The organism is Serratia sp. HMSC15F11, assembly GCF_001808215.1.
Taxonomy (GTDB): Bacteria; Pseudomonadota; Gammaproteobacteria; order Enterobacterales; family Enterobacteriaceae; genus Serratia; species Serratia nevei.
Genome location: NZ_KV792444.1, coordinates 150,658 through 169,752, shown reverse-complemented (window position 1 = coordinate 169,752; position 19,095 = coordinate 150,658). Strand labels below are relative to the sequence as shown.

Genomic DNA, 19,095 nt, shown 5'->3' with positions numbered 1-19,095 from the left:
GGCTAATGCAGATAGAACCGCAACTGGAAAAGACTGCCGGAGCTTGCGGAATGCCCGCTGATCAAATGAAGCTCAAACCAGTTGCGCCAATGGAAATTTTTCGAGCGCGCATGATAGACGCTGAATGCCGGAATTGAAAGCCGATCCGGCCCAGATGCCGCGTTTTTCATCATGATAGCGACAAATGACCCTGTGATGACAGTGTTATTTCCCTCATAAATCATCACAAAAATTAATGATATTGGCGAATTCTGGTTAAAAATGACCTGACGCAATATTTGATCCTGATCGGTTCCGCATAATGAAACGCGATATTCTGAGGGGCCGCTACCATGGACAAATTACTTGACCGCTTTTTCAACTACGTCTCTTTCGACACCCAGTCCAAAGCGAACGTAAAGCATGTGCCGAGCACCGACGGGCAGTTGAAGCTGGCGCGTGCGTTGCAGCAGGAAATGATCGCGCTCGGCTTCGAGCGGGTGTCGCTCAGCGAACACGGCTGCGTGATGGGCACCTGGCCGGGCAACGTCGCCTGGCCGGTGCCGGCGGTCGGTTTTATCGCCCATCTGGATACCTCGCCGGATTTCAGCGGCAAACACGTCAATCCGCAGATCGTCGAGAACTATCGCGGCGGCGACATCGCGCTGGGCATCGGCGATGAAGTGCTGTCGCCGGTGATGTTCCCGATCCTGCACCAGATGCTGGGGCAGACCCTGATCACCACCGACGGCAAAACGCTGCTGGGCGCCGACGACAAGGCCGGCATCGCCGAGATCCTCACCGCCATGGTGCGCCTGCGCGCGCGCAAAATCCCGCACGGTGACATCCGCGTGGCCTTCACCCCGGACGAGGAGGTGGGCAAGGGGGCACAGCTGTTCGACGTGGCGGCCTTCAATGCCGAATGGGCTTACACCGTGGACGGCGGCGGCGTCGGCGAGCTGGAGTGCGAGAACTTCAACGCCGCCTCGGTGACAATCAAAATCCTCGGCAACAGCGTGCACCCCGGCAGCGCCAAGGGCGTGATGGTCAACGCGCTGTCGCTGGCCACCCGCATTCATCAGGCGCTGCCGGCGGACGAAGCGCCGGAGACCACCGAAGGCTACCAGGGCTTTTATCACCTCAGCAGCATCAAGGGCAGCGTAGAGCGCGCCGAAATGCACTATATCCTGCGCGACTTCGAGCGCGAGGGGTTTGAAGCGCGCAAGCGCAAGATGGTGGACATCGCCCGCGAGGTCGGCAAAGGCTTGCCGCGCGATTGCTATATCGAAGTGAGCATCGAAGACAGCTACTACAACATGCGCGAACAGGTGGCGGAGCACCCGCATGTGATCGCGCTGGCGCAGCAGGCGATGCGCGACTGCGACATCGAACCGGTGATGAAGCCGATCCGCGGCGGCACCGACGGCGCGCAGCTGTCGTTCCGCGGCCTGCCGTGTCCGAACCTGTTCACCGGCGGCTACAACTACCACGGCAAGCACGAATTCGTGACGCTGGAAGGCATGGAGCAAGCGGTGGCGGTGATCATGCGCATCGCGGCGCTGGCCGCCGAGCGGGCGCGGTAAACACCTTCGTTCCCCGGCCGGCTTGCGCCGGCCCGCATTCCCTTTTCTGATACGCCCGGCGGGCTCAGCGTGCCCGCCGCTCTCTTCTTCTGCTTTCTTCTTCTGCTCTCTTTATGGCTCCCAGTCTCATGGTTGTTTCGTTCACCACACAACCTGCGATGAGGGAATCCCATTATCTTTTGAGATAAATTACTGGTTATGCATACAGTTTTGCTGTGTGCTTAACCGGTTTTACAGCTTCGGTGCGGTGAGCCCAGTGGCCAGGGAATGCTGGGGGAATGAGCGCTGTTAACCGCCATCAAACAGGACGTAAGAGGGTAACAATCATGGCAGAAGAAAAGAAAAATGCGCAGGTGCTTAACGGCGTTAACGACGATATCGCCGAACTGAAATCACTGTCTACGCTGCGCCAGCGCGTGGTCAGCGACGGTGAAATCGTCTCCAAATCGGCCAACGGTTTTCGGCTGGCAAATGGCAATACCGGTGTGATGCTGCGTAACGACGGCGAGGCTTTCTACTTACTGACAACTCAGGCTGGGCAAGCTCAAAACGGACAATGGAACACCTCGCGTCCTTTCGCTTTCAGCCTGGCTTCCGGCAGGGTTGCACTCGGCAACGGCGTTGATATTTCCGGTGGTGCGATGGTATCGCATAATGCCGGCATCTCCACCGCGACCACCGGTCCAGCACCACTTATTAATGGGCAAGTCTATGATGCGGCCGCCGTACATACCAATTTCACCAGCGGTAACGTCACTACGGCCATGTTGATGGGGTCACGCGTGGTCGCCGGCAAAGAGGATTATGGCCTGCTCTCTTACCGCGATTGGCAGGGAAACTGGAACGAGCTCCAGGTCAGGCCGAATGCCGAATTATCAGTAGGACAACTGATTAAGCGTAATGCTAATGGATGGATTTGGGCGGCCGGTAACCAGAATGTAAACAATAATGCAGACCGCATTACCAACGGGATGCATATACAGGGTGCAGGCGACCTGTCAGCCGATTTGTACCACTACGAGCGCATCGGCAAACACCACATGCTCGCGTTGCACGTGGCCAATGGCGGCGCTGATGGTTGGTATGAATTCCGCAATGATGGCCATGCCTACACCAATGGCGCCTGGAACAGTAGCTCAGATGTCCGCATGAAAACCGATATCACAACAATTGACGGCGCATTGGACAAGTTGGCCAATATTGGCGGCTACACCTACCTAAAACAGGGCGTGCCGGAGGCCGGGGTTATCGCTCAGGAAGTGGAGAGCGTATTGCCGCAGTCGGTGACCCAAACCGAATTGAAGCTCAACGATGGCAGCGTGCTGAAGGATGCGCGGGGCATCAATATCAACGGCGTGGTGGCGTTGCTGGTTGAGGCGCTTAAGGAAGAGCGAGCGGCCCGAGAAGGGTTGGAATCGCGGGTGGCGGTGTTGGAAGGCATGATTTCAACGTCTCAAAATGCTTGAGTCACGGCCAAGTGACGGGATTTTCAACGGAGTAATTATTGCGGCTAAATAATGCAATATTTGCTCCGCCTGCCTCGAACAAGGAGAAAGATATGGGCGGATTTAACTATGGCGGCGGAAAAGGGGATGGGACTGGCTGGAGTTCTGAACGTGGCTCGACACCAGAGCCAGGCGGGGGTTCAAAGGGAAACGGTGGCCGCGACTCATCATCGGGTGGTTCTGGGGGGGCTCGCGGCGGATGGGCTGAAGCGGGGCCCATTAGTACAGCATTGATTGATGCTGCTATTTCGGAAGCAATTCAAAATGGTTTACCACGAGGCACTGTGGCGGCTACATCCACACCGGCATATAAGTCCATGCGAACTGCCATTGATAACCTTCCACTGGATAAGCAACCAGAAGCTCGGATGCAAGCAGCTAAAGCTTGGCAAAAAGCGCATGATGCAATGCCGGATAAGGTGACGGAAGCCCGTGAATCAGGTGGCGGACGTAATGGACATACATCTTATTATACCAAGGACAACGATGTTAAAAAAACGCAGGCTCAGGCTGTTTCCCAGGTTACGGCTGACTTGGACAATGCGCTGAAGAAAAATCAAGATGCGGAACGCCAACGACTGGCTAACGAAGCCCGCAAAGCCGAAGAAGCTCGTAAAGCGGAAGAGGCTCGAAAAGCAGAAGAGGCCCGCAGAGCCGAAGAAGCCCGAAAGGCTGAAGAGGCACGCAAAGCAGAAGAAGCCCGCAAGGCTGAAGAGGCCCGCAAGGCGGAAGCCGCAAGAAAAGCGTTGTTCGCCAAAGCGGGGATTCTGGATGCACCGGCCTACTCCCCGGAAAAGCTAAAAGCGGCCAATGCGGCGCTGGCTGCCGCAGGCGCCATGGTGCTTAACCGCGCGCCCGCGATGCTGCAGGCGTCGATGGTCGGGCAAGGTGTGATGACGACCACGAGCGAACTGGCCGGCTGGGCAGCGAGCGCGTCGTGGCGGGCGGCTTATGAAGTTGGCAGTATACGCGCCGGCACCGCAGTCGCCGCCGGATCGGTGCTGGGGGCTTTTGCCCTCGGCTTCTACCCGACAGAGGCCGGTGCCGGGAGTGCCCAGGTGCCCGGGCGGGATGCTAATCTGTTTGCCCTCCAGGCGAGCCTGGCGGCGGCGGGCAGGGCGACCATCCAGCCCGGCATGACCTCGGTCGATTTGCCGGTGCGCGGATTTATCACTACCGACGATGACGGGAGACAGAGCGTCAACTTCGTCAGGACGGGCGTCGGCGACGTATCGCCGAGCGTGCCGGTATTCAGACCCGTTCGCGATGAGCTGACGGGGCTGGACAAAATCACGCTGCCGGCGGTGGCAGGCGCACCGGCCAGAACGATACTGATCAACCCGGTACCGACCGGGCCGGCAGCGCCGGCGCATACCGGCAACGGCTCACCGGGGCCCAAATCGCCAGTGCATACCGGCACCGGCATCAGGCAGGCGGACAGCATCGTGGTCACCACCTTCCCGGCGGATGTGGTGCAGGATCTGCAAGATTTTATCCTGTGGCAGCCGGATGCGACGGAGATTGGTGTAGAGGCCATCTATGTGATGGTGAGCAAGCCCTATGGTGAAACCAACGCCAGGGGCAAATACAGCGGTCGTGAATACAACACCAATAAAGCTGGAGGCCCCATTCAGAATCTGGATTGGAAAGGGGCCAGCATCGACCGTGCCGGCGTGGATAAGGTGAAGCTGCATACTGGGCGTTTTACAGAGTCAGACGCTAACAAAGTGATGATCGGCCGCCTGGAAAAGATCTTGAAGGGAGAACTGCCTCCCACCGATACTGACAGGCGATTTTATACACATGAGATCAGGGAATTGGAGCGTTATCGCAATTTGGGTATTAGAGATGGCTCGGTGCCAGATAATCAAGGGGAAGTGTGGAATAATACGCATACTGCGACGTTGGAAGATTATCAATTAGGCAACAGCGAGGCTTTGCTCTATACGCAGGAGGCTTTAGACGCTGCTGAACAACAAGAGTTGAGGATGCTAAAATGATTGATTTAGAACGCTTGGCAAAAGAAGAAAAAATTTCTGACGTCATTGCCTTTTTGGTGAGAAATGAGGATGGGTTTGGTTATCCCCAAATGGATCGATTCTTTAGTCGCCATAATTTTACAGTAATTGGGAATGGTGAATTCAGGCGGGTGTTCGAACAGTTACGTCAGAATGGCGTTATTGAATGGGGTGACAAAATGCTTGTTAAAAAAGGCCCCAATTGGAAAGAGCCGAAATTCGTAACTGAGAAAAAATACGGTATCGAATAGCCGTGGTTATGGTCTGATTCGTGCTTCTTTAACCCCCGGCAAACGAAATTTTGTTGGGGGTTTCTTTTTTGGCTGGTGGGGGGTGCCATAACGCGAGCCTTATGCCGGGTGGCTAAAGTAGCGGCCCTCGCTTTTTTGTCGCCTGAGCTAACGTGCGGATACTGTAGTTAAAACGGGACGCTTGCGATCGGCATAATCGCTTGCCGTAACAGGGCGTTGCTCATAGTGTGGAAGCCTATTCCCCACGCATAAGGACCGCATGATGAGCACCGAATACCGTATCGCCAGCCCGCATTTGGCGCAGTTCGTTCAGGCGATTTGGCGCCAGGCCGGCAGCACGGCGCGTGAAGCCGAGCTGGTGGCCGATCATCTGGTGCAGGCCAATCTGGCCGGGCACGACTCGCACGGCGTCGGCATGATCCCCAGCTACATGGCGTCGCTGGCGCAGGGGCAATTGCAGCTCAATCAGCATGCCGAGGTGGTGCGCAATGCCGGCGCAGTGCTGACGCTCGACGGCGCGCGCGGCTTCGGTCAGGTGGTGGCCAGCGAAGCGATGGCGCTGGGCATTGAACGCGCCGGCAAGCTGGGCCTGGCGGCGGTGGCGCTGCATAACGCGCACCATATCGGCCGCATCGGCCATTGGGCGGAGCAGTGCGCCCGCGCCGGCTTTATCTCGATTCATTTCGTCAACGTGGTGGGCGATCCGATGGTGGCGCCGTTCGGCGGCAGCGATCGCCGCTTCGGCACCAACCCGTTCTGCGCCATTTTCCCGCGGCCGGGCCGCACGCCGCTGCTGTTGGATTTTGCCACCAGCGGTATCGCCTTCGGCAAGACCCGGGTGGCCTATAACAAAGGGCTGTCGGTGGCGCCGGGCTATCTGATCGACGAACACGGGCAACCCACCACCGAACCGAAGGTGATGCACGAAGCGCCGTTCGGTTCGCTGTTGCCGTTCGGCTTGCATAAGGGCTATGCGCTGGCGGCGATGTGCGAGATCCTCGGCGGCGCGCTCTCCGGCGGCCGCACTACCCACGCTGCCACGCTGAAAACCGACAGCGACGCCATCTTCAACTGCATGACGACCCTGATCCTCGATCCTCAGGCCTTCGACGCCCCGCAAATGCAGGCCGAGGCCGAAGCCTTTATCGGCTGGGTCAAGGCGTCGCCGCCGAGCGGCGAACAGCCGATCGCCGTTCCGGGAGAGTGGGAAGAGGCTAACCGCGCAGCGCGGCTGGAGCAGGGCATCCCGATCGATGCCACTACGTGGCGGCAGATTGGCGCGGCGGCGGAGCAGGTTGGCATGGCGGCGGGGGAACTGGCGGATTATCGCGCGCAGGCGCGCCAGGCATAAAAAAGCCACCCGGCAGGGTGGCTTGTTCGCGTGACGGCAATCAGTCGTTAAAGTACCAATACCCGCTGTTGACCAGCGCGGTCAGCAGCGCCAGGAACGACGGGTCGTCCACCGCGTCGCCGAGCAGGGCGGCGTCGACGCTGAAGTTTTGGCATAGGGCGTCTGCGGCCTGCAGCTGGTCGGTGTCGATCAGCTCGCCGTTGACGAAGCAACGATCGCCGACGCGCAGCACGCGCAACCCACCCAGGCGCTGCAGCGCTTCACCCTGTTGCAGCAGCTCGTAGATTTCCCCGGCCTGATACGGTGGCTCCGGCGGCGCCAGATCCAGCTCGTGGCGCGACTGGGAGATGAACTCGCCGAACCAGTGCTGGAAGTGTTCCGGCTGTTGCACCAGATCCAGCATCATCTGCCGTAAGGCGTCCACTTCCTGCGGCAGGATCTCCGCCGGGTGTTCGCGCAGTTTAACGTCCGGATCGCCGTAGCGCTTGCTGCCCAGCTCGCGCGCCAGCACGTAGTCGGCGAAGCCGCTCACCAGCTCGCGGCCGTTCGGTGCACGGAAGCCCACCGAGTAGTTGAGCGCGTTTTCCAGCGCGTAGCCTTCGTGCGGGAAGCCCGGCGGAATGTAGAGAATGTCGCCCGGCTCCATCTCTTCATCGATGATGGCGTCGAACGGTTCCACCTGCAGCAGATCCGGATGCGGGCAGTGCTGTTTCAGCGGCGTTTTTTCCCCGACGCGCCAGCGGCGGCGGCCGGTGCCCTGAATGATGAATACGTCGTACTGATCGAGGTGCGGGCCGACGCCGCCGCCCGGTACCGAGAAGGAGATCATCAGGTCATCCATCCGCCAGTCCGGCAGCCGGCGGAACGGGCGCATCAGCGCCGCGGAAGGCTCATGCCAGTGGTCCACCGCCTGCACCAGCAGCGACCAATTATTCTCGCTCAGGTGGTCGAAGCTCTCGAAGGGGCCGTGCGCAACCTGCCAACGGCCCTCCTGGTGGCTGACCAGGCGGCTGTCCACTTCGTTTTCCATCGCCAGCCCGGCCAGCTCATCCGGGGAGATCGGATCGATAAAGTTTTTGAAGCCGCGCTTGAGAATCACCGGACGTTTTTGCCAATAACGTTGCAAAAAATCGTTCCAGTCCAGGTCTAATTGATAATCCATGTTCTATTCCAGGAGAGAGGAGTGAGCCTGAGTGCGATTATAACGGAAGTTTGGCCCCGTGGATCGGGGCCGCAGAGGCATAATTTACTCGTTGTGGTGGGTGTCGTGCTGGCGGGCGAAGGTGACCTGCATGCGCGCGCCGCCGAGCGGGCTGTCGCTGATGACGATTTCGCCGTCGTACTGCTCGATGATCTCCGCCGCCACCGACAAACCCAGGCCCTGGCCGGGGCGCAGGGTATCCACCCGCTGGCCGCGCTGGAAGATCAGCTGGCGCTTGCTTTCCGGGATCCCCGGGCCGTCGTCGTCGATGACGATGGTGAGGTTTTTCTCGGAGTGCAGTGAGGTGATCTCAACGAACTCCAGACAGTATTTGCAGGCGTTTTCCAACACGTTGCCCATCACTTCCATAAAGTCGTTCTTCTCGCCCATGAAGGTCACCTCCGGCGAGATGTCCAGCGTGATCGCCACCCCTTTGCGCTGATAAACCTTGTTCAGCGCCACCACCAGGCTGTCGAGCAGCGCAGGTACCGAATGGATCTCGCGCGTCAACACCGTCTGGCCGGAGTTGATGCTGGCCCGGTGCAGGTAGTAACCGATCTGCTGTGAGATGCGCCCGATCTGATCCAGCATGATCGGCTCGGCTTCTTCGATGGTGGTCTGTTTGCCGCTGCGCAGCGAACGCAGGGTACTTTGCAACACCGCCAGCGGCGTTTTCAGGCTGTGGGTCAGATCCGACAGGGTGGTGCGATACTTGGTGTAGCGCTGGCGCTCGTTGCGCACCAGAATGTTCAGATTGCGCACCAGCCCGCGCAGCTCGCTGGGCGGGTTCTCATCCAGCTGATCGCGCTCGCCGTTCTCCAGCTCGCCCACCTGATTGACCAGCGCCTTGATCGGCCGCAGGCTCCAGTAGGCCGCCAGCCACAGCAGCGGCACCACCAGCAGCAGGTTGGCCAACAGCACGTAGCTGAACCACTCCCACACCACGTCGGAGCGCTGCAGCTCCTGCGGAATGCTGTCGACCACCACGATGGTCAGCGCCGGCAGGCGAGGCGTGGCGGCATAGGTGTTGACCGCCACCGAGTGAGTCAGCGCGTTCTGATCGGTATCGTCATAATTCTTCAGCTGATCCTGCGCTTTGGGGTTGTCCCCCAGCACTTCGCTACTGATGCGGGTATCGGTATCAATTTCGTAAAAGCCGGCCTCTTCCAGCCATTCCTTGTTGATCAGCTTCTCCAGCTCCGGCACGTTGCGCTGGCTCCACAGCAGGTTGCCTTTATCGTCGTAGATAAACACCAGCGTCGGGAAGTTGAGATCGATATCGGGGGGAATGGCGATGGTGAGCTTGTTGTCTTTCCACTGCGCCAGGCTGAAGAACAGGTTGCTCTCGCCGCGCAGCAGGCGGAAGGCGGTCTTGTCGAAGCTGACGATGTAGCCGACGACCGCCACCAAACCGTAAGAGAGCGACAGCGCCAGGATCACCCCGGCGGTCGCCATCAGGAAGCGGGCGCGCAGCGAAAACGGTTTTTTATCCTTGTTGAACATCATGTTCACTTCGCGTCAAAACGATAGCCCTGGCCACGTACCGTGGTGATCACTTCATGTGGGTATTCCGCCTGCACCTTTTTACGCAAGCGGCCCATCAGCACGTCGATGGTATGGCTTTCACGCAGTTCGGCGTCCGGGTAGAGTTGCAGCATCAACGAATCCTTGCTCACCACCTTGCCGGCGTTGCGGATCAGGGTCTCGATGATGGTGTATTCAAAAGCGGTCAGCTTGATTTGCCGATCGTTAACGCTCAGTTCGCGGCGCGACAGATCGATCTGGAACGGCGGCAGCACGATCACCTGCGAAGCCAGGCCGCTGTTGCGGCGCATCAGCGCCTGCATGCGGGCGATCACTTCTTCCAGGTGGAACGGTTTGGTTACATAGTCGTCGGCGCCGGCTTCCAGCACCGCCACTTTGTCCTGCCAGCTTTCGCGGGCGGTCAGCACCAGGATCGGCAGCTTGGTCTGGTGCGCGCGCCAGCGGCGGATCAGGCTCAGGCCGTCTTCACCCGGCAGGCCGAGATCGACGATGGCGATATCCGGCGCGTGTTCCTGCAGGAAGTAATCGGCTTCCTTGGCGTCTTCGGCCGCGTCGACCTGATGGCCCATCTCGCGCATCTGAACGGAAAGGTGGTGGCGCAGCAAACCATTATCTTCAACAACCAGTACTCGCATGGCGAACTCCTGTGACTGTGCGGGTGAACGTCCTGTCACCCACGCGATAAAAGGGAACACGCTCTGCGGCGTGTCAGGGGATAACGCGGCCACCTGAACCATTTTGGCAAAAAATGCTGAGGTTATGGTAGGTATAACCCGCTCGGCCCGCAAGAGAGCCGAAGCAATGTATTAAAATAAGCGTTATCAATTTGTTCGCTGACATTATTGGCAAGCTCTGATAAACGTCGGATAAACAGCGGCGGGGCAACGTTAAACGCACCTTAAACGCGGTGGGCATTGCCGGCAGGCGGAAGGGTGAACCGGATCGCTTGAAAAGCTTTAAAGGTACTAATAAGGTATTATTGATGTATCGGCACACTTTTCAGGAGCGACGGATGAAGCAGTTAACCCAGGCAGAACGCATAGCGGGCGCACTTTACGGACAGATGCTGGGCGACGCGCTCGGCATGCCTTCCGAGCTGTGGCCGCGCGAGCGGGTTAAGCGCTACTTCGGCTGGATAGACGGCTTTCTCGATGGGCCGCAGGAGAACACCGCCGCCTGCTACTTCAAGGCCGGGCAATATACCGACGATACAGCGATGGCATTGGCGTTGGCCGATGCGCTGCTGGAAGCGGAAGGCGAGGTGGTGCCGGAACTGATTGCCCGCAACGTGATCCGCTGGGTGGACGGTTTTGACGCCTTCAACAAGAACATTCTCGGCCCCAGTTCCCAACTGGCGCTGAGCGAGCAGAAAGCGGGCACGCCGATCGCCGAGTTGGAAAACAACGGCATCACCAACGGTGCGGCGATGCGCATTTCGCCTTTGGGCTGCGTGCTGCCTTCCGCGCCGCTGGAGGATTTCTACCGGCAGGTGTGGCTGGCCTCCAGCCCGACGCACAAATCCGACATCGCCGTCGCCGGTGCAGTGGCGATCGCCTGGGCCGTCGCGCGGGCGGTGGAGGGGGCACAATGGGCCTCGATTCGCCTGGCGTTGCCGGAGGTGGCGGAGTATGCCCAGCGCCGGCAGGAAACGACGTTCAGCCCTTCGCTGGCGGCGCGCATCGAACTGGCGTTTCAGGTGGTGGATGAAGCCGCTGACACCGAGCAGGCCTCCGAACGGGTGTATCAGCTGATCGGCGCCGGGGTGAGCACCATCGAGTCGGTGCCCGCGGCGCTGGCGATGGTGCAGCTGGCGCAAACCGATCCGACCCGGTGCGCCGTGCTGTGCGCCAACCTGGGCGGTGACACCGACACCATCGGCGCGATGGCCACCGCGATTTGCGGCGCGCTGCACGGCGCAGAAGCGATCGAACCCGGATTGCTGGCGGAGTTAAAACGGGTGAATCCGCTGGATATCGAGGCTTACGTTCAGGCGTTCGCGCGTTTTCGCCGCCGCCGACAGGGTGAGGCGTAAGCGACCGCGTGACGCAACGGATCAGCTTTCGCTGGTAAACTCGTACATGTCGCTGCGGCAGAAGCTTTCGCTGTATTCGATCGGCTTTTTATGGTGGTCGAACAGCGTCTGGCGCACGATCAGCAGCGGCATCGGCTCCGAGAGCCGCAGCGCCTGACGGATATCGTCGTCGGCCATCGCTGCGCTGACCTGGCTGCGCAGCGATCCCATCTCAACCTTATTGCGCCGGAAGTAGTCGTACAGCGAAATGCCAATCTCGTCGACGTTGGCAATTGCCGTCACCACCACGTAGGACACCGCCACCGACATTGGCCGCCGATCGATCAAGTGAATGCGTTTGAGTTTGTAGATCGGCGTTCCGGCCGCCAGCTGGAGCTTTTCAGCCAGTTCAGCGCCGGCGGGCATCCGCTCGCGGCTGATCCACTGGGTGTCCGGCCGGCGCCCCTGCTGTATCACCTCGCGCGAGAATCCTTTGACGTCCGCCAATGAATAGAACAGCTTCGGCTCGGGCCGCTGCGGTTGGATAAAAGTGCCGTAACCGCGCGAACGGCCGATGATGCCATCCTGTTCGAGGCAGGCCAGCGCTTTGCGCACCGTGATGCGCGAGATGCCGAGCCGTTCGGTGAACAGGCGCTCGCTGGGCAAAAAATCCCCCGAATTCAGCAACCCTTGTTCGATGGCCTGGCGCACCGAGGCGTTGAAGCGCAAATACAGCGGCATCGCGCCCGCGCTGGCCAGATCCTGCTGCAGTTTGTCCAGCAGACGCTGGTTGGTCTCCTTGCTCATAGCCGACGGAAGTCCTGTAGCCGCAATGCGATGGCTTATTTAAGGGGATTTCGCCGGGCAGCGCAACTGCCGCCGCCGGGGTGAAATGAGGTAGAGTAGTGCGTCGGCCCCCAGAGCCAGGAGAAGCAATCCCCCATGAGTGACACCCCACGACACGCGGACGACGCGGCAATCCTGGCCGCCTTCGCGCAGCAGCGTCGGCAAGGTCTGACCCGGCGTTCGGCGCTGCATCAGGCTCTGTTGCAACTGATCGCCGCCGGAGAACTGCCCTGGCGGACGAAGCTGCCGCCGAGCCGTGCGTTGGCGGCCCGGCTGACGGTGGCGCGCGACACGGTGGAACAGACCTACGCGCGGCTGGAGGCGGAAGGATTCATCAGCCGATCGGTGGGGCGCGGCAGCTTTGTGCGTTATCGCTGCGACACGCTGCTCGGCCGCGAACTGCTGGCGACGGCGACGGGGCAAGAGGCGCGGCTGGCGGAACGCGAGCTGAGCGATCGCGGCCGGGCGCTGCTGGCGGTCAGCCATACGCCGCACACCTGTCGCCAGGCTTCGCTGACGCCTTCGCTGGCGGATCTGCGGGCGTTCCCCATCGAGCAATGGCTGCAGCAGGAAAAGCAGGCGCTGCGGCGGCACGGCGAGCGATTGTTGGGGTATGCCGATCCGCAAGGGCTGCCGGAGCTGCGCGCGGAGATCGCGCACTATCTGCAGCGGGAGCGGGGCATCAAGGCGACGGCGGAACAGGTGATCGTGGTGACCAGCTCTCAGCAGGCGCTGGCGCTGTGTACCCAGGTGCTGTTCGATCCCGGCGATGCGGTGTTCGTCGAAGAGCCGGGTTATCAGGGAGCGAAAAAACTGGTGCAGTCGGCGGGGCTGCAGGCGCGGCCGATCGGCATCGACGAGCAGGGGCTGGACGTCAGGCAGCTGATGCAGGCCTCGGGCAGCGGGCGCGGCGTTTATATCACGCCGTCTCATCACTACCCGCTGGGGTATTCGCTGAGCCTCGAGCGGCGGCTGGCGCTGTTGCAGTGGGCGCAGCGGCAGCGCGCCTGGATCATCGAAGACGATTATGACGCCGAGTTCAACTACGACCGGCAAACCAAGGCGGCGTTGCAGGGGCTGGACAGCTGCGGGCGTACGCTGTACATCGGCACCTTCAGCAAGACGCTGTTTCCGGGGCTGCGTATCGGCTTCATGATCGCGCCGCCGCAGCTGGTGCGGCCATTGGTCGCCGCCAGACAGTTTCAGGACGGCTACACGTCGGCGCTGGCGCAGATGACGCTGTTCCACTTCCTGCACGAGGGGAGCTACGCCGAGCATCTGCGCAATATGCGCACGCTGTACAAGGCGCGGCTGGACGTGCTGTACGACGCGGTGCATCGTCACCTGGCGGCCTGGACGCGCCCGGCGCTGCCGCAGGGCGGGCTGCAGCTGGTTTGCCCGTTGGCGGATGCGGCGACGGAGCGGCGGCTGGTGGCGGCGGCGGCCGAGCGGGGAATTCGGCTGTACGGCCTGGCGGACTTCTACACCGGCATGCCGCAGCGCGGGGCGTTGGTGCTCGGCTTCTCGGCCTATACGCCGGATGAGATCGTGCGCTTTATCGCCACGCTGGCGCAGGTGTTCAGCGCGCTGCCGGTGGAAAGCGACGGTTAAAATTGGTCTGCTCTGCGTTTTGAATTGGTCCGTATTGCACTGTCTCCGTGCGGTGTATTCTGCCGCTATCCGATTATTTCCCTAATGGAAATAATATCTTACTCAGAGAGGCGCTATGAACCTATCCAACCCTGAAGTGACTATCCGCAGAATCAATGGCGACGACAAAGCGCAATGGCTGGCGTTGTGGCAGGGCTATCTCGATTTTTATCGCGCCGACGTGGCGCCGCAGGTGACCGAGCGCACCTTCGAACGCCTGGGGCAGGATGAACAGGTGTACGGGCTGGTGGCGGAGGATGCCGAGGGCCGGCTGCTGGGGCTGATGAACCTGGTGTTTCATCCGTCCACCTGGAGCGCGGTCGGCTATTGTTATATCGAAGATCTCTATGTGTCGCCGCAGGCGCGCGGCCGCAAGGTGTCGGAAAAGCTGTTCGAACAGGCATACCGATTGGCAGAGACGCGCGGCAGCGATCGGGTCTACTGGATGACCCAGGAGTACAACGCGCCGGCGCGCTCGCTGTACGACAAAATCGGCAGAAGAAGCTCGTTTATCGTTTATTCCCGTTAATCGCAGGAGGGCGTTTATGGCAATGAATCGTTATGGTCAGCCGGTCGGGGAACTGATGCCGGATTGGCAGCCGGCTCGCCGCCCGGGCGGCGCGACGCTCGGCGGGCGTTTCTGCTCGCTGGCGCCGCTCGAGCCGCAGCGGGATTACGCCGCGCTGTTCGAGGCGTTTCAACTGGCGCCGGACGGCCGCGACTGGACCTATCTGTCTATCGAACGGCCCGATACGCCGGCGGCGATGCTGCAACATCTGGAGACGCTGCAGGCCAACCCGGCGCTGGTCAATCTGACGGTGTTCGACGCCGCCAGCGACGCGCCGGTGGGCACGGTGGCGCTGATGCGCATCGACGAGGCCAACGGCGTGCTGGAGATCGGCCACGTCAGCTGGTCGCCGTTGATGAAACAGCGCTCCAGCGCCACCGAAGCCATCGCACTGCTGCTGCGCTACGCCTTCGACACGCTGGGCTACCGCCGCTGCGAGTGGAAGTGCGACAGCCATAACGCGCCGTCGCGCCAAGCCGCGCTGCGCTTCGGTTTTCGCTACGAGGGTAACTTCCGTTTCGCGGTGATCGTCAAGGGGCGCAGCCGGGATACCGACTGGTTCGCCATCACCGCCGACCGTTGGCCGGCGGTGCGTCAGGCGCTGGCGCGCTGGCTGAGCGCGGACAACTTCGATGCGCAGGGGCGGCAGATAGCCAGGCTGCAGGTGTTGCGCGGCGAATGATAAGCAAAAAGGCGGCCCAGGGGCCGCCTTTTTATCGGGCTAAAGCGCTTACTTCAGCTCGTCGACCATGGTAGTGGCGCGGCCGATGTAGTTGGCCGGGGTCATCGCCTTCAGACGGGTTTTCTCTTCTTCCGGCAGCGCCAGGCCATCGATGAACGCCTGCATGCCGGCGGCGTCCACGCGTTTGCCGCGGGTCAGCTCTTTCAGCTTCTCGTATGGCTTCTCGATACCGTAGCGGCGCATCACGGTCTGGATCGGCTCGGCCAGCACTTCCCAGTTGTGATCCAGTTCGTCCAGCAGGTGCGCCTGGTTCACCTCCAGCTTGCTGATGCCTTTCAGGGTGGCCTGATAGGCGATCAGCGCGTAGCCCAGGCCCACGCCCAGGTTACGCAGCACGGTGGAGTCGGTCAGGTCGCGCTGCCAGCGGGACACCGGCAGTTTACCCGCCAGGTGGCCCAGCACGGCGTTGGCCAGGCCCAGGTTGCCTTCGGAGTTTTCGAAGTCGATCGGGTTGACCTTGTGCGGCATGGTGGAAGAGCCGATTTCGCCGGCGATGGTCTTCTGCTTGAAGTGGTTCAGGGCGATGTAGCCCCAGATGTCGCGGTCGAAGTCGATCAGGATGATGTTGAAACGCGCTACGCAGTCGAACAGCTCGGCGATGTAGTCATGCGGCTCGATCTGGGTGGTGTACGGGTTCCAGGTGATGCCGAGCGAGGTCACGAACGCCTCGCTGAACTGGTGCCAGTCCACTTCCGGGTAAGCGACGATGTGGGCGTTATAGTTGCCGACCGCGCCGTTGATTTTACCCATGATCTCCACGCGCTCCAGCTGGCGGTATTGGCGCTCCATGCGGTAAGCCACGTTGGCGAACTCTTTGCCGACGGTCGACGGGGTCGCCGGCTGGCCGTGGGTGCGCGACAGCAGCGGGATATCGCGGTATTCCAGCGCCAGCCCTTTCAGCGCGTCGATGATTTTGCGCCAGTATGGCAACACCACGTCCTGACGGGCGCTTTGCAGCATCAGCGCGTGCGACAGGTTGTTGATGTCTTCGGAGGTGCAGGCGAAGTGGATGAACTCGGACACCGCGTGCAGCGCAGGCACCGCCGCCACTTTTTCCTTCAGGAAATACTCGACCGCTTTCACGTCGTGGTTGGTGGTGCGCTCGATGGTTTTGATGCGCTGAGCGTCTTCTTCATTGAATTCCGCGACGATTTTGTCGAGGAAAGCGTTTGCGTCGGCGTCAAAAGCGGGAACTTCCTTGATTTCTGCGCAGGCCGCCAGTTTTTGCAGCCAACGTACTTCAACCTGTACGCGGAATTTCAGCAGACCGTATTCGCTGAAAATGGGGCGCAGTGCGCTGACTTTATCACCGTAGCGTCCATCAACGGGGGAAACGGCGGTCAGTGAGGATAATTCCATCGGTAGCAACTCCTGGGATCGATTAACAATGAGCAACGATATTTTGCGCCTGTTTGAACAGACGATTACGGGAAAACATTAACTGCAGGCGGCTGCCGCCGACCTGTTGCCACAGCACGGCGGCGCGAATGCCGGCCAGCAGCGTGGCGCGAACCTTGGCCTGCACCTGCGGGTTCTGCAAGATTGCCGGCGAGCCGGTCACCTGGATGCGCGGCCCGAGCGGGCTGACCACGTCGACGTAAATGCCGGCCAGCGCGCTGATGATGGTGTCCGACTCAAGATCGAAGTGCGCCAGCTGGCGCTCGAGCTGGCCGAGGCGTTCGCCGAGCGTGTTCATCGCCGGTTTGTTGGCGTTAAGCTTGCGCTCCAGCACCATCAGGCTGATGGTGTAGCGGGTCAGTTCCGCACCCGGCCCTTTGTTGTTGGCGTTAAGCACGCCCATCAGGGTTTCGAGGCCGACCATCAAATTGCGTTCTTCACCGCCGAACACCGCCAGCGTGGAGGGCGGGTCCATCTGCAGCAGGCTTTTCAGCGAGGTTTGAAAGGCTTCGCGGTTGCATTGCCCTTCATGGGCCAACTGCTGAACCAAACGCGCCGCCTGGCTGATACCCGCCATGGCCAGCGTGATGTCATAATAATTCTTCGCCACGATTACTCCTGTAAACGCTGTGAACGGTACATGGCTTACTGCATAAGGTTGTGTGTATCGCCAGGATAACGGCGGCGGCCGCGAACGGGAACGATCGGGCGTGGCTGTAACAACGATGACAACGAATGCCGCGGATCATGCCACAAAATCGAGGGTAAACCCAGCGTCTAATACGCCCGTAACGAGGCGGAGGCGCCGTGCGGCGCAGAACTGCGCAAATAGGAGCCGAAAATCTCCGGCGTAGCGACGCGAACATATTGTTGCGGCGGCAAATAAAGTGCGGCGGCTGCATCTATACTGCCAACGTGAGCCCTCAAATAAAGACCTTTATATGCACGTAAAAAACAAGCAGCCGCTGCCGGCGGTGACGCTGGCGGCCATCGGCGTGGTGTACGGCGATATCGGCACCAGCCCGCTGTACACTCTGCGCGAATGCCTGACGGCAGAGGAGGGCATCACCATGACGCCGGCCTCGATCTACGGCTTTCTGTCGCTGATCTTCTGGCTGCTGACGCTGGTGGTGTCAATTAAATACATTTGTTTCGTGATGCGCGCCGACAACGACGGCGAGGGGGGGATCCTGACGCTGATGTCGCTGGCGATCCGCAAGCTGGATGCGCGCTGGGTGCCGGCGGCGGTGCTGATCGGGCTGGTGGGCGGCAGCTTCTTTTATGGTGATGGGGTGATCACCCCGGCCATTTCGGTGCTCTCGGCCATCGAGGGGCTGCAGATTATCGCCCCCGAGCTGGACCGCTTTATCGTGCCGCTCTCGCTGCTGGTGCTGACCGCGCTGTTTGCGATCCAAAAACACGGCACCGGCAGCGTCGGCAAGCTGTTCGCGCCGGCGATGGTGATCTGGTTCCTGACATTGGCGCTGCTGGGCATCGGTGGCATTTTGCATCACCCCGGTGTGCTGCGGGCGTTGAACCCTTACTGGGCGGTGAATTTCTTCCTCGAGTACAAGGCGGTATCGTTCTTCGCATTGGGCATGGTGGTGCTGTCGGTGACCGGCGCCGAAGCGCTGTACGCCGATATGGGCCACTTCGGTAAAAAGCCGATCCGCCTGGCGTGGTTTACCCTGGTGGCGCCGTCGCTGGTGTTGAACTACTTCGGCCAGGGGGCGCTGCTGCTGGCCAACCCGGCGGCGATCAACAACCCGTTCTTCCTGCTGGCGCCGACCTGGGCGCTGATCCCGCTGCTGGTGATCGCCACGCTGGCGACGGTCATCGCCTCGCAGGCGGTGATCTCCGGCGTGTTCTCGCTGACGCGCCAGGCGGTGCGGCTGGGCTACCTGCCGCCGATGCGCATCATTTATACCTCCGATCAGGAGTCCGGGCAGATTTACATTCCGGTGGTGAACTGGCTGCTGTTCGCGGCGGTACTGATCGTGATCATCAGCTTCAAACACTCCGGCAACCTGGCCTCGGCTTACGGCATCGTGGTGACCGGCACCATGCTGCTGTCGTCGATTTTGCTGAGCATCGTGGCGGTGAAAAACTGGGGCTGGCCGCGTGCGCTGGGCGGACTGATGTTGGTTGTCATGCTGTGCATCGACGTGCCGCTGTTCGGCGCCAACCTGATCAAGCTGGCGACCGGCGGCTGGCTACCGGTGGCGCTCGGGCTGACCATTCTGCTGATCATGCTGACCTGGAAGACCGAGCGTTCGCGCCTGATCCGCCGGCTGCGCGACAACCAGGAAGGGCTGACCGCGCTGATCGAGTCGCTGGAGAAGGCGCCGCCGAAGCGGGTGCCGGGCACCGCCGTGTTTATGGAACGCACGCCGCACGCGGTACCGCTGGTGCTGTTGCACAACCTGAAGCACAACAAGGTGCTGCAT

Annotated in this window: 17 protein-coding genes; 10 read left to right on the top strand and 7 right to left on the bottom strand. The window is 60.7% G+C overall.

Annotated elements, in window-relative coordinates:
* Positions 1 to 2: 2 nt before the first annotated feature.
* Positions 3 to 275, bottom strand: a complete 273-nt coding sequence (locus HMPREF3138_RS26285; RefSeq protein ID WP_055312280.1) for a hypothetical protein — start codon at positions 273 to 275, stop codon at positions 3 to 5.
* A gap of 57 nt (positions 276 to 332) precedes the next feature.
* Between HMPREF3138_RS26285 and pepT the strand changes: the two genes are divergently transcribed.
* The 5 genes from pepT to HMPREF3138_RS10180 all read left to right on the top strand — a co-directional run bounded on the left by pepT (position 333) and on the right by HMPREF3138_RS10180 (position 6,687).
* A complete protein-coding gene (pepT, locus tag HMPREF3138_RS10200) occupies positions 333 to 1,562 on the top strand; it encodes a peptidase T (RefSeq protein WP_004941154.1) in 1,230 nt (409 codons plus the stop codon).
* Between the two features lie 326 nt (positions 1,563 to 1,888).
* On the top strand, positions 1,889 to 3,028 hold the full coding sequence (locus HMPREF3138_RS10195; RefSeq protein ID WP_038877840.1) for a tail fiber domain-containing protein: 1,140 nt from the start codon (positions 1,889 to 1,891) through the stop codon (positions 3,026 to 3,028).
* Positions 3,029 to 3,435: 407 nt separating this feature from the next.
* Positions 3,436 to 5,067 carry an S-type pyocin domain-containing protein gene (locus HMPREF3138_RS27105; RefSeq protein WP_223294947.1) on the top strand — a complete coding sequence of 544 codons (1,632 nt, stop codon included), beginning with the start codon at positions 3,436 to 3,438 and terminating at the stop codon, positions 5,065 to 5,067.
* Complete coding sequence (locus HMPREF3138_RS10185; RefSeq protein WP_015377598.1) at positions 5,064 to 5,336, top strand: hypothetical protein; 273 nt, start codon at positions 5,064 to 5,066, stop codon at positions 5,334 to 5,336. Before HMPREF3138_RS27105 ends, HMPREF3138_RS10185 begins: the two co-directional genes overlap by 4 nt.
* A 262-nt stretch (positions 5,337 to 5,598) precedes the next feature.
* Positions 5,599 to 6,687: a malate/lactate/ureidoglycolate dehydrogenase gene (locus HMPREF3138_RS10180; RefSeq protein WP_038877801.1), complete on the top strand. Its 1,089-nt coding sequence runs from the start codon at positions 5,599 to 5,601 to the stop codon at positions 6,685 to 6,687.
* A 40-nt stretch (positions 6,688 to 6,727) separates the two neighbouring features.
* Here the strand turns inward: HMPREF3138_RS10180 and HMPREF3138_RS10175 are convergent, their stop codons facing one another.
* From HMPREF3138_RS10175 to phoP, 3 genes are all read right to left on the bottom strand, one after another.
* Positions 6,728 to 7,849 (bottom strand): ribosomal protein uL16 3-hydroxylase, encoded by a 1,122-nt coding sequence (locus HMPREF3138_RS10175; protein ID WP_038877798.1) that lies wholly within the window; start codon positions 7,847 to 7,849, stop codon positions 6,728 to 6,730.
* An 84-nt stretch (positions 7,850 to 7,933) separates the two neighbouring features.
* A complete protein-coding gene (gene phoQ, locus HMPREF3138_RS10170; protein ID WP_047730739.1) occupies positions 7,934 to 9,391 on the bottom strand; it encodes a two-component system sensor histidine kinase PhoQ in 1,458 nt (485 codons plus the stop codon).
* A 5-nt stretch (positions 9,392 to 9,396) separates the two neighbouring features.
* Entirely contained in the window at positions 9,397 to 10,068 is a 672-nt protein-coding gene (gene phoP, locus HMPREF3138_RS10165; RefSeq protein WP_025302513.1) for a two-component system response regulator PhoP, read from the bottom strand.
* 377 nt (positions 10,069 to 10,445) lie between these two features.
* On the opposite strand from phoP, the gene HMPREF3138_RS10160 reads away from it, so the two are divergent.
* Positions 10,446 to 11,465 carry an ADP-ribosylglycohydrolase family protein gene (locus HMPREF3138_RS10160; protein WP_038877795.1) on the top strand — a complete coding sequence of 340 codons (1,020 nt, stop codon included), beginning with the start codon at positions 10,446 to 10,448 and terminating at the stop codon, positions 11,463 to 11,465.
* A gap of 21 nt (positions 11,466 to 11,486) precedes the next feature.
* On the opposite strand, the gene HMPREF3138_RS10155 is transcribed toward HMPREF3138_RS10160, so the two are convergent.
* Positions 11,487 to 12,251 (bottom strand): GntR family transcriptional regulator, encoded by a 765-nt coding sequence (locus HMPREF3138_RS10155; protein ID WP_038877791.1) that lies wholly within the window; start codon positions 12,249 to 12,251, stop codon positions 11,487 to 11,489.
* 135 nt (positions 12,252 to 12,386) lie between these two features.
* On the opposite strand from HMPREF3138_RS10155, the gene HMPREF3138_RS10150 reads away from it, so the two are divergent.
* The 3 genes from HMPREF3138_RS10150 (at position 12,387) to HMPREF3138_RS10140 (ending at position 15,190) form a co-directional block, all read left to right on the top strand.
* Positions 12,387 to 13,901, top strand: a complete 1,515-nt coding sequence (locus HMPREF3138_RS10150; protein ID WP_038877789.1) for a MocR-like pyridoxine biosynthesis transcription factor PdxR — start codon at positions 12,387 to 12,389, stop codon at positions 13,899 to 13,901.
* A 115-nt stretch (positions 13,902 to 14,016) separates the two neighbouring features.
* Positions 14,017 to 14,469, top strand: a complete 453-nt coding sequence (locus HMPREF3138_RS10145) for a GNAT family N-acetyltransferase (RefSeq protein WP_038877787.1) — start codon at positions 14,017 to 14,019, stop codon at positions 14,467 to 14,469.
* A 16-nt stretch (positions 14,470 to 14,485) separates the two neighbouring features.
* On the top strand, positions 14,486 to 15,190 hold the full coding sequence (locus HMPREF3138_RS10140) for a GNAT family N-acetyltransferase (protein ID WP_038877785.1): 705 nt from the start codon (positions 14,486 to 14,488) through the stop codon (positions 15,188 to 15,190).
* Between the two features lie 48 nt (positions 15,191 to 15,238).
* Here HMPREF3138_RS10140 and purB read toward each other — a convergent pair whose 3' ends face one another.
* Both purB and hflD read right to left on the bottom strand, forming a co-directional pair.
* The gene (gene purB, locus HMPREF3138_RS10135; protein WP_038877783.1) at positions 15,239 to 16,609 is read right to left on the bottom strand and encodes an adenylosuccinate lyase; all 1,371 of its coding nucleotides are present in this window, start codon (positions 16,607 to 16,609) and stop codon (positions 15,239 to 15,241) included.
* A 22-nt stretch (positions 16,610 to 16,631) separates the two neighbouring features.
* Positions 16,632 to 17,258: a high frequency lysogenization protein HflD gene (gene hflD, locus HMPREF3138_RS10130; protein ID WP_038877781.1), complete on the bottom strand. Its 627-nt coding sequence runs from the start codon at positions 17,256 to 17,258 to the stop codon at positions 16,632 to 16,634.
* Positions 17,259 to 17,589: 331 nt separating this feature from the next.
* On the opposite strand from hflD, the gene kup reads away from it, so the two are divergent.
* The coding region (gene kup, locus HMPREF3138_RS10125) for a low affinity potassium transporter Kup (protein WP_246828717.1) at positions 17,590 to 19,095 on the top strand (1,506 nt) is incomplete at its 3' end.

Bases quoted from the DNA above. Each gene is read 5' to 3' on its own strand.
- pepT (WP_004941154.1), top strand. From the start codon at position 333: ATGGACAAATTACTTGACCGCTTTTTCAACTACGTCTCTTTCGACACC.
- HMPREF3138_RS10195 (WP_038877840.1), top strand. From the start codon at position 1,889: ATGGCAGAAGAAAAGAAAAATGCGCAGGTGCTTAACGGCGTTAACGAC.
- HMPREF3138_RS27105 (WP_223294947.1), top strand. From the start codon at position 3,436: ATGCAAGCAGCTAAAGCTTGGCAAAAAGCGCATGATGCAATGCCGGAT.
- HMPREF3138_RS10185 (WP_015377598.1), top strand. From the start codon at position 5,064: ATGATTGATTTAGAACGCTTGGCAAAAGAAGAAAAAATTTCTGACGTC.
- HMPREF3138_RS10180 (WP_038877801.1), top strand. From the start codon at position 5,599: ATGAGCACCGAATACCGTATCGCCAGCCCGCATTTGGCGCAGTTCGTT.
- HMPREF3138_RS10175 (WP_038877798.1), bottom strand. From the start codon at position 7,849: ATGGATTATCAATTAGACCTGGACTGGAACGATTTTTTGCAACGTTAT.
- phoQ (WP_047730739.1), bottom strand. From the start codon at position 9,391: ATGTTCAACAAGGATAAAAAACCGTTTTCGCTGCGCGCCCGCTTCCTG.
- phoP (WP_025302513.1), bottom strand. From the start codon at position 10,068: ATGCGAGTACTGGTTGTTGAAGATAATGGTTTGCTGCGCCACCACCTT.
- HMPREF3138_RS10160 (WP_038877795.1), top strand. From the start codon at position 10,446: ATGAAGCAGTTAACCCAGGCAGAACGCATAGCGGGCGCACTTTACGGA.
- HMPREF3138_RS10155 (WP_038877791.1), bottom strand. From the start codon at position 12,251: ATGAGCAAGGAGACCAACCAGCGTCTGCTGGACAAACTGCAGCAGGAT.
- HMPREF3138_RS10150 (WP_038877789.1), top strand. From the start codon at position 12,387: ATGAGTGACACCCCACGACACGCGGACGACGCGGCAATCCTGGCCGCC.
- HMPREF3138_RS10145 (WP_038877787.1), top strand. From the start codon at position 14,017: ATGAACCTATCCAACCCTGAAGTGACTATCCGCAGAATCAATGGCGAC.
- HMPREF3138_RS10140 (WP_038877785.1), top strand. From the start codon at position 14,486: ATGGCAATGAATCGTTATGGTCAGCCGGTCGGGGAACTGATGCCGGAT.
- purB (WP_038877783.1), bottom strand. From the start codon at position 16,609: ATGGAATTATCCTCACTGACCGCCGTTTCCCCCGTTGATGGACGCTAC.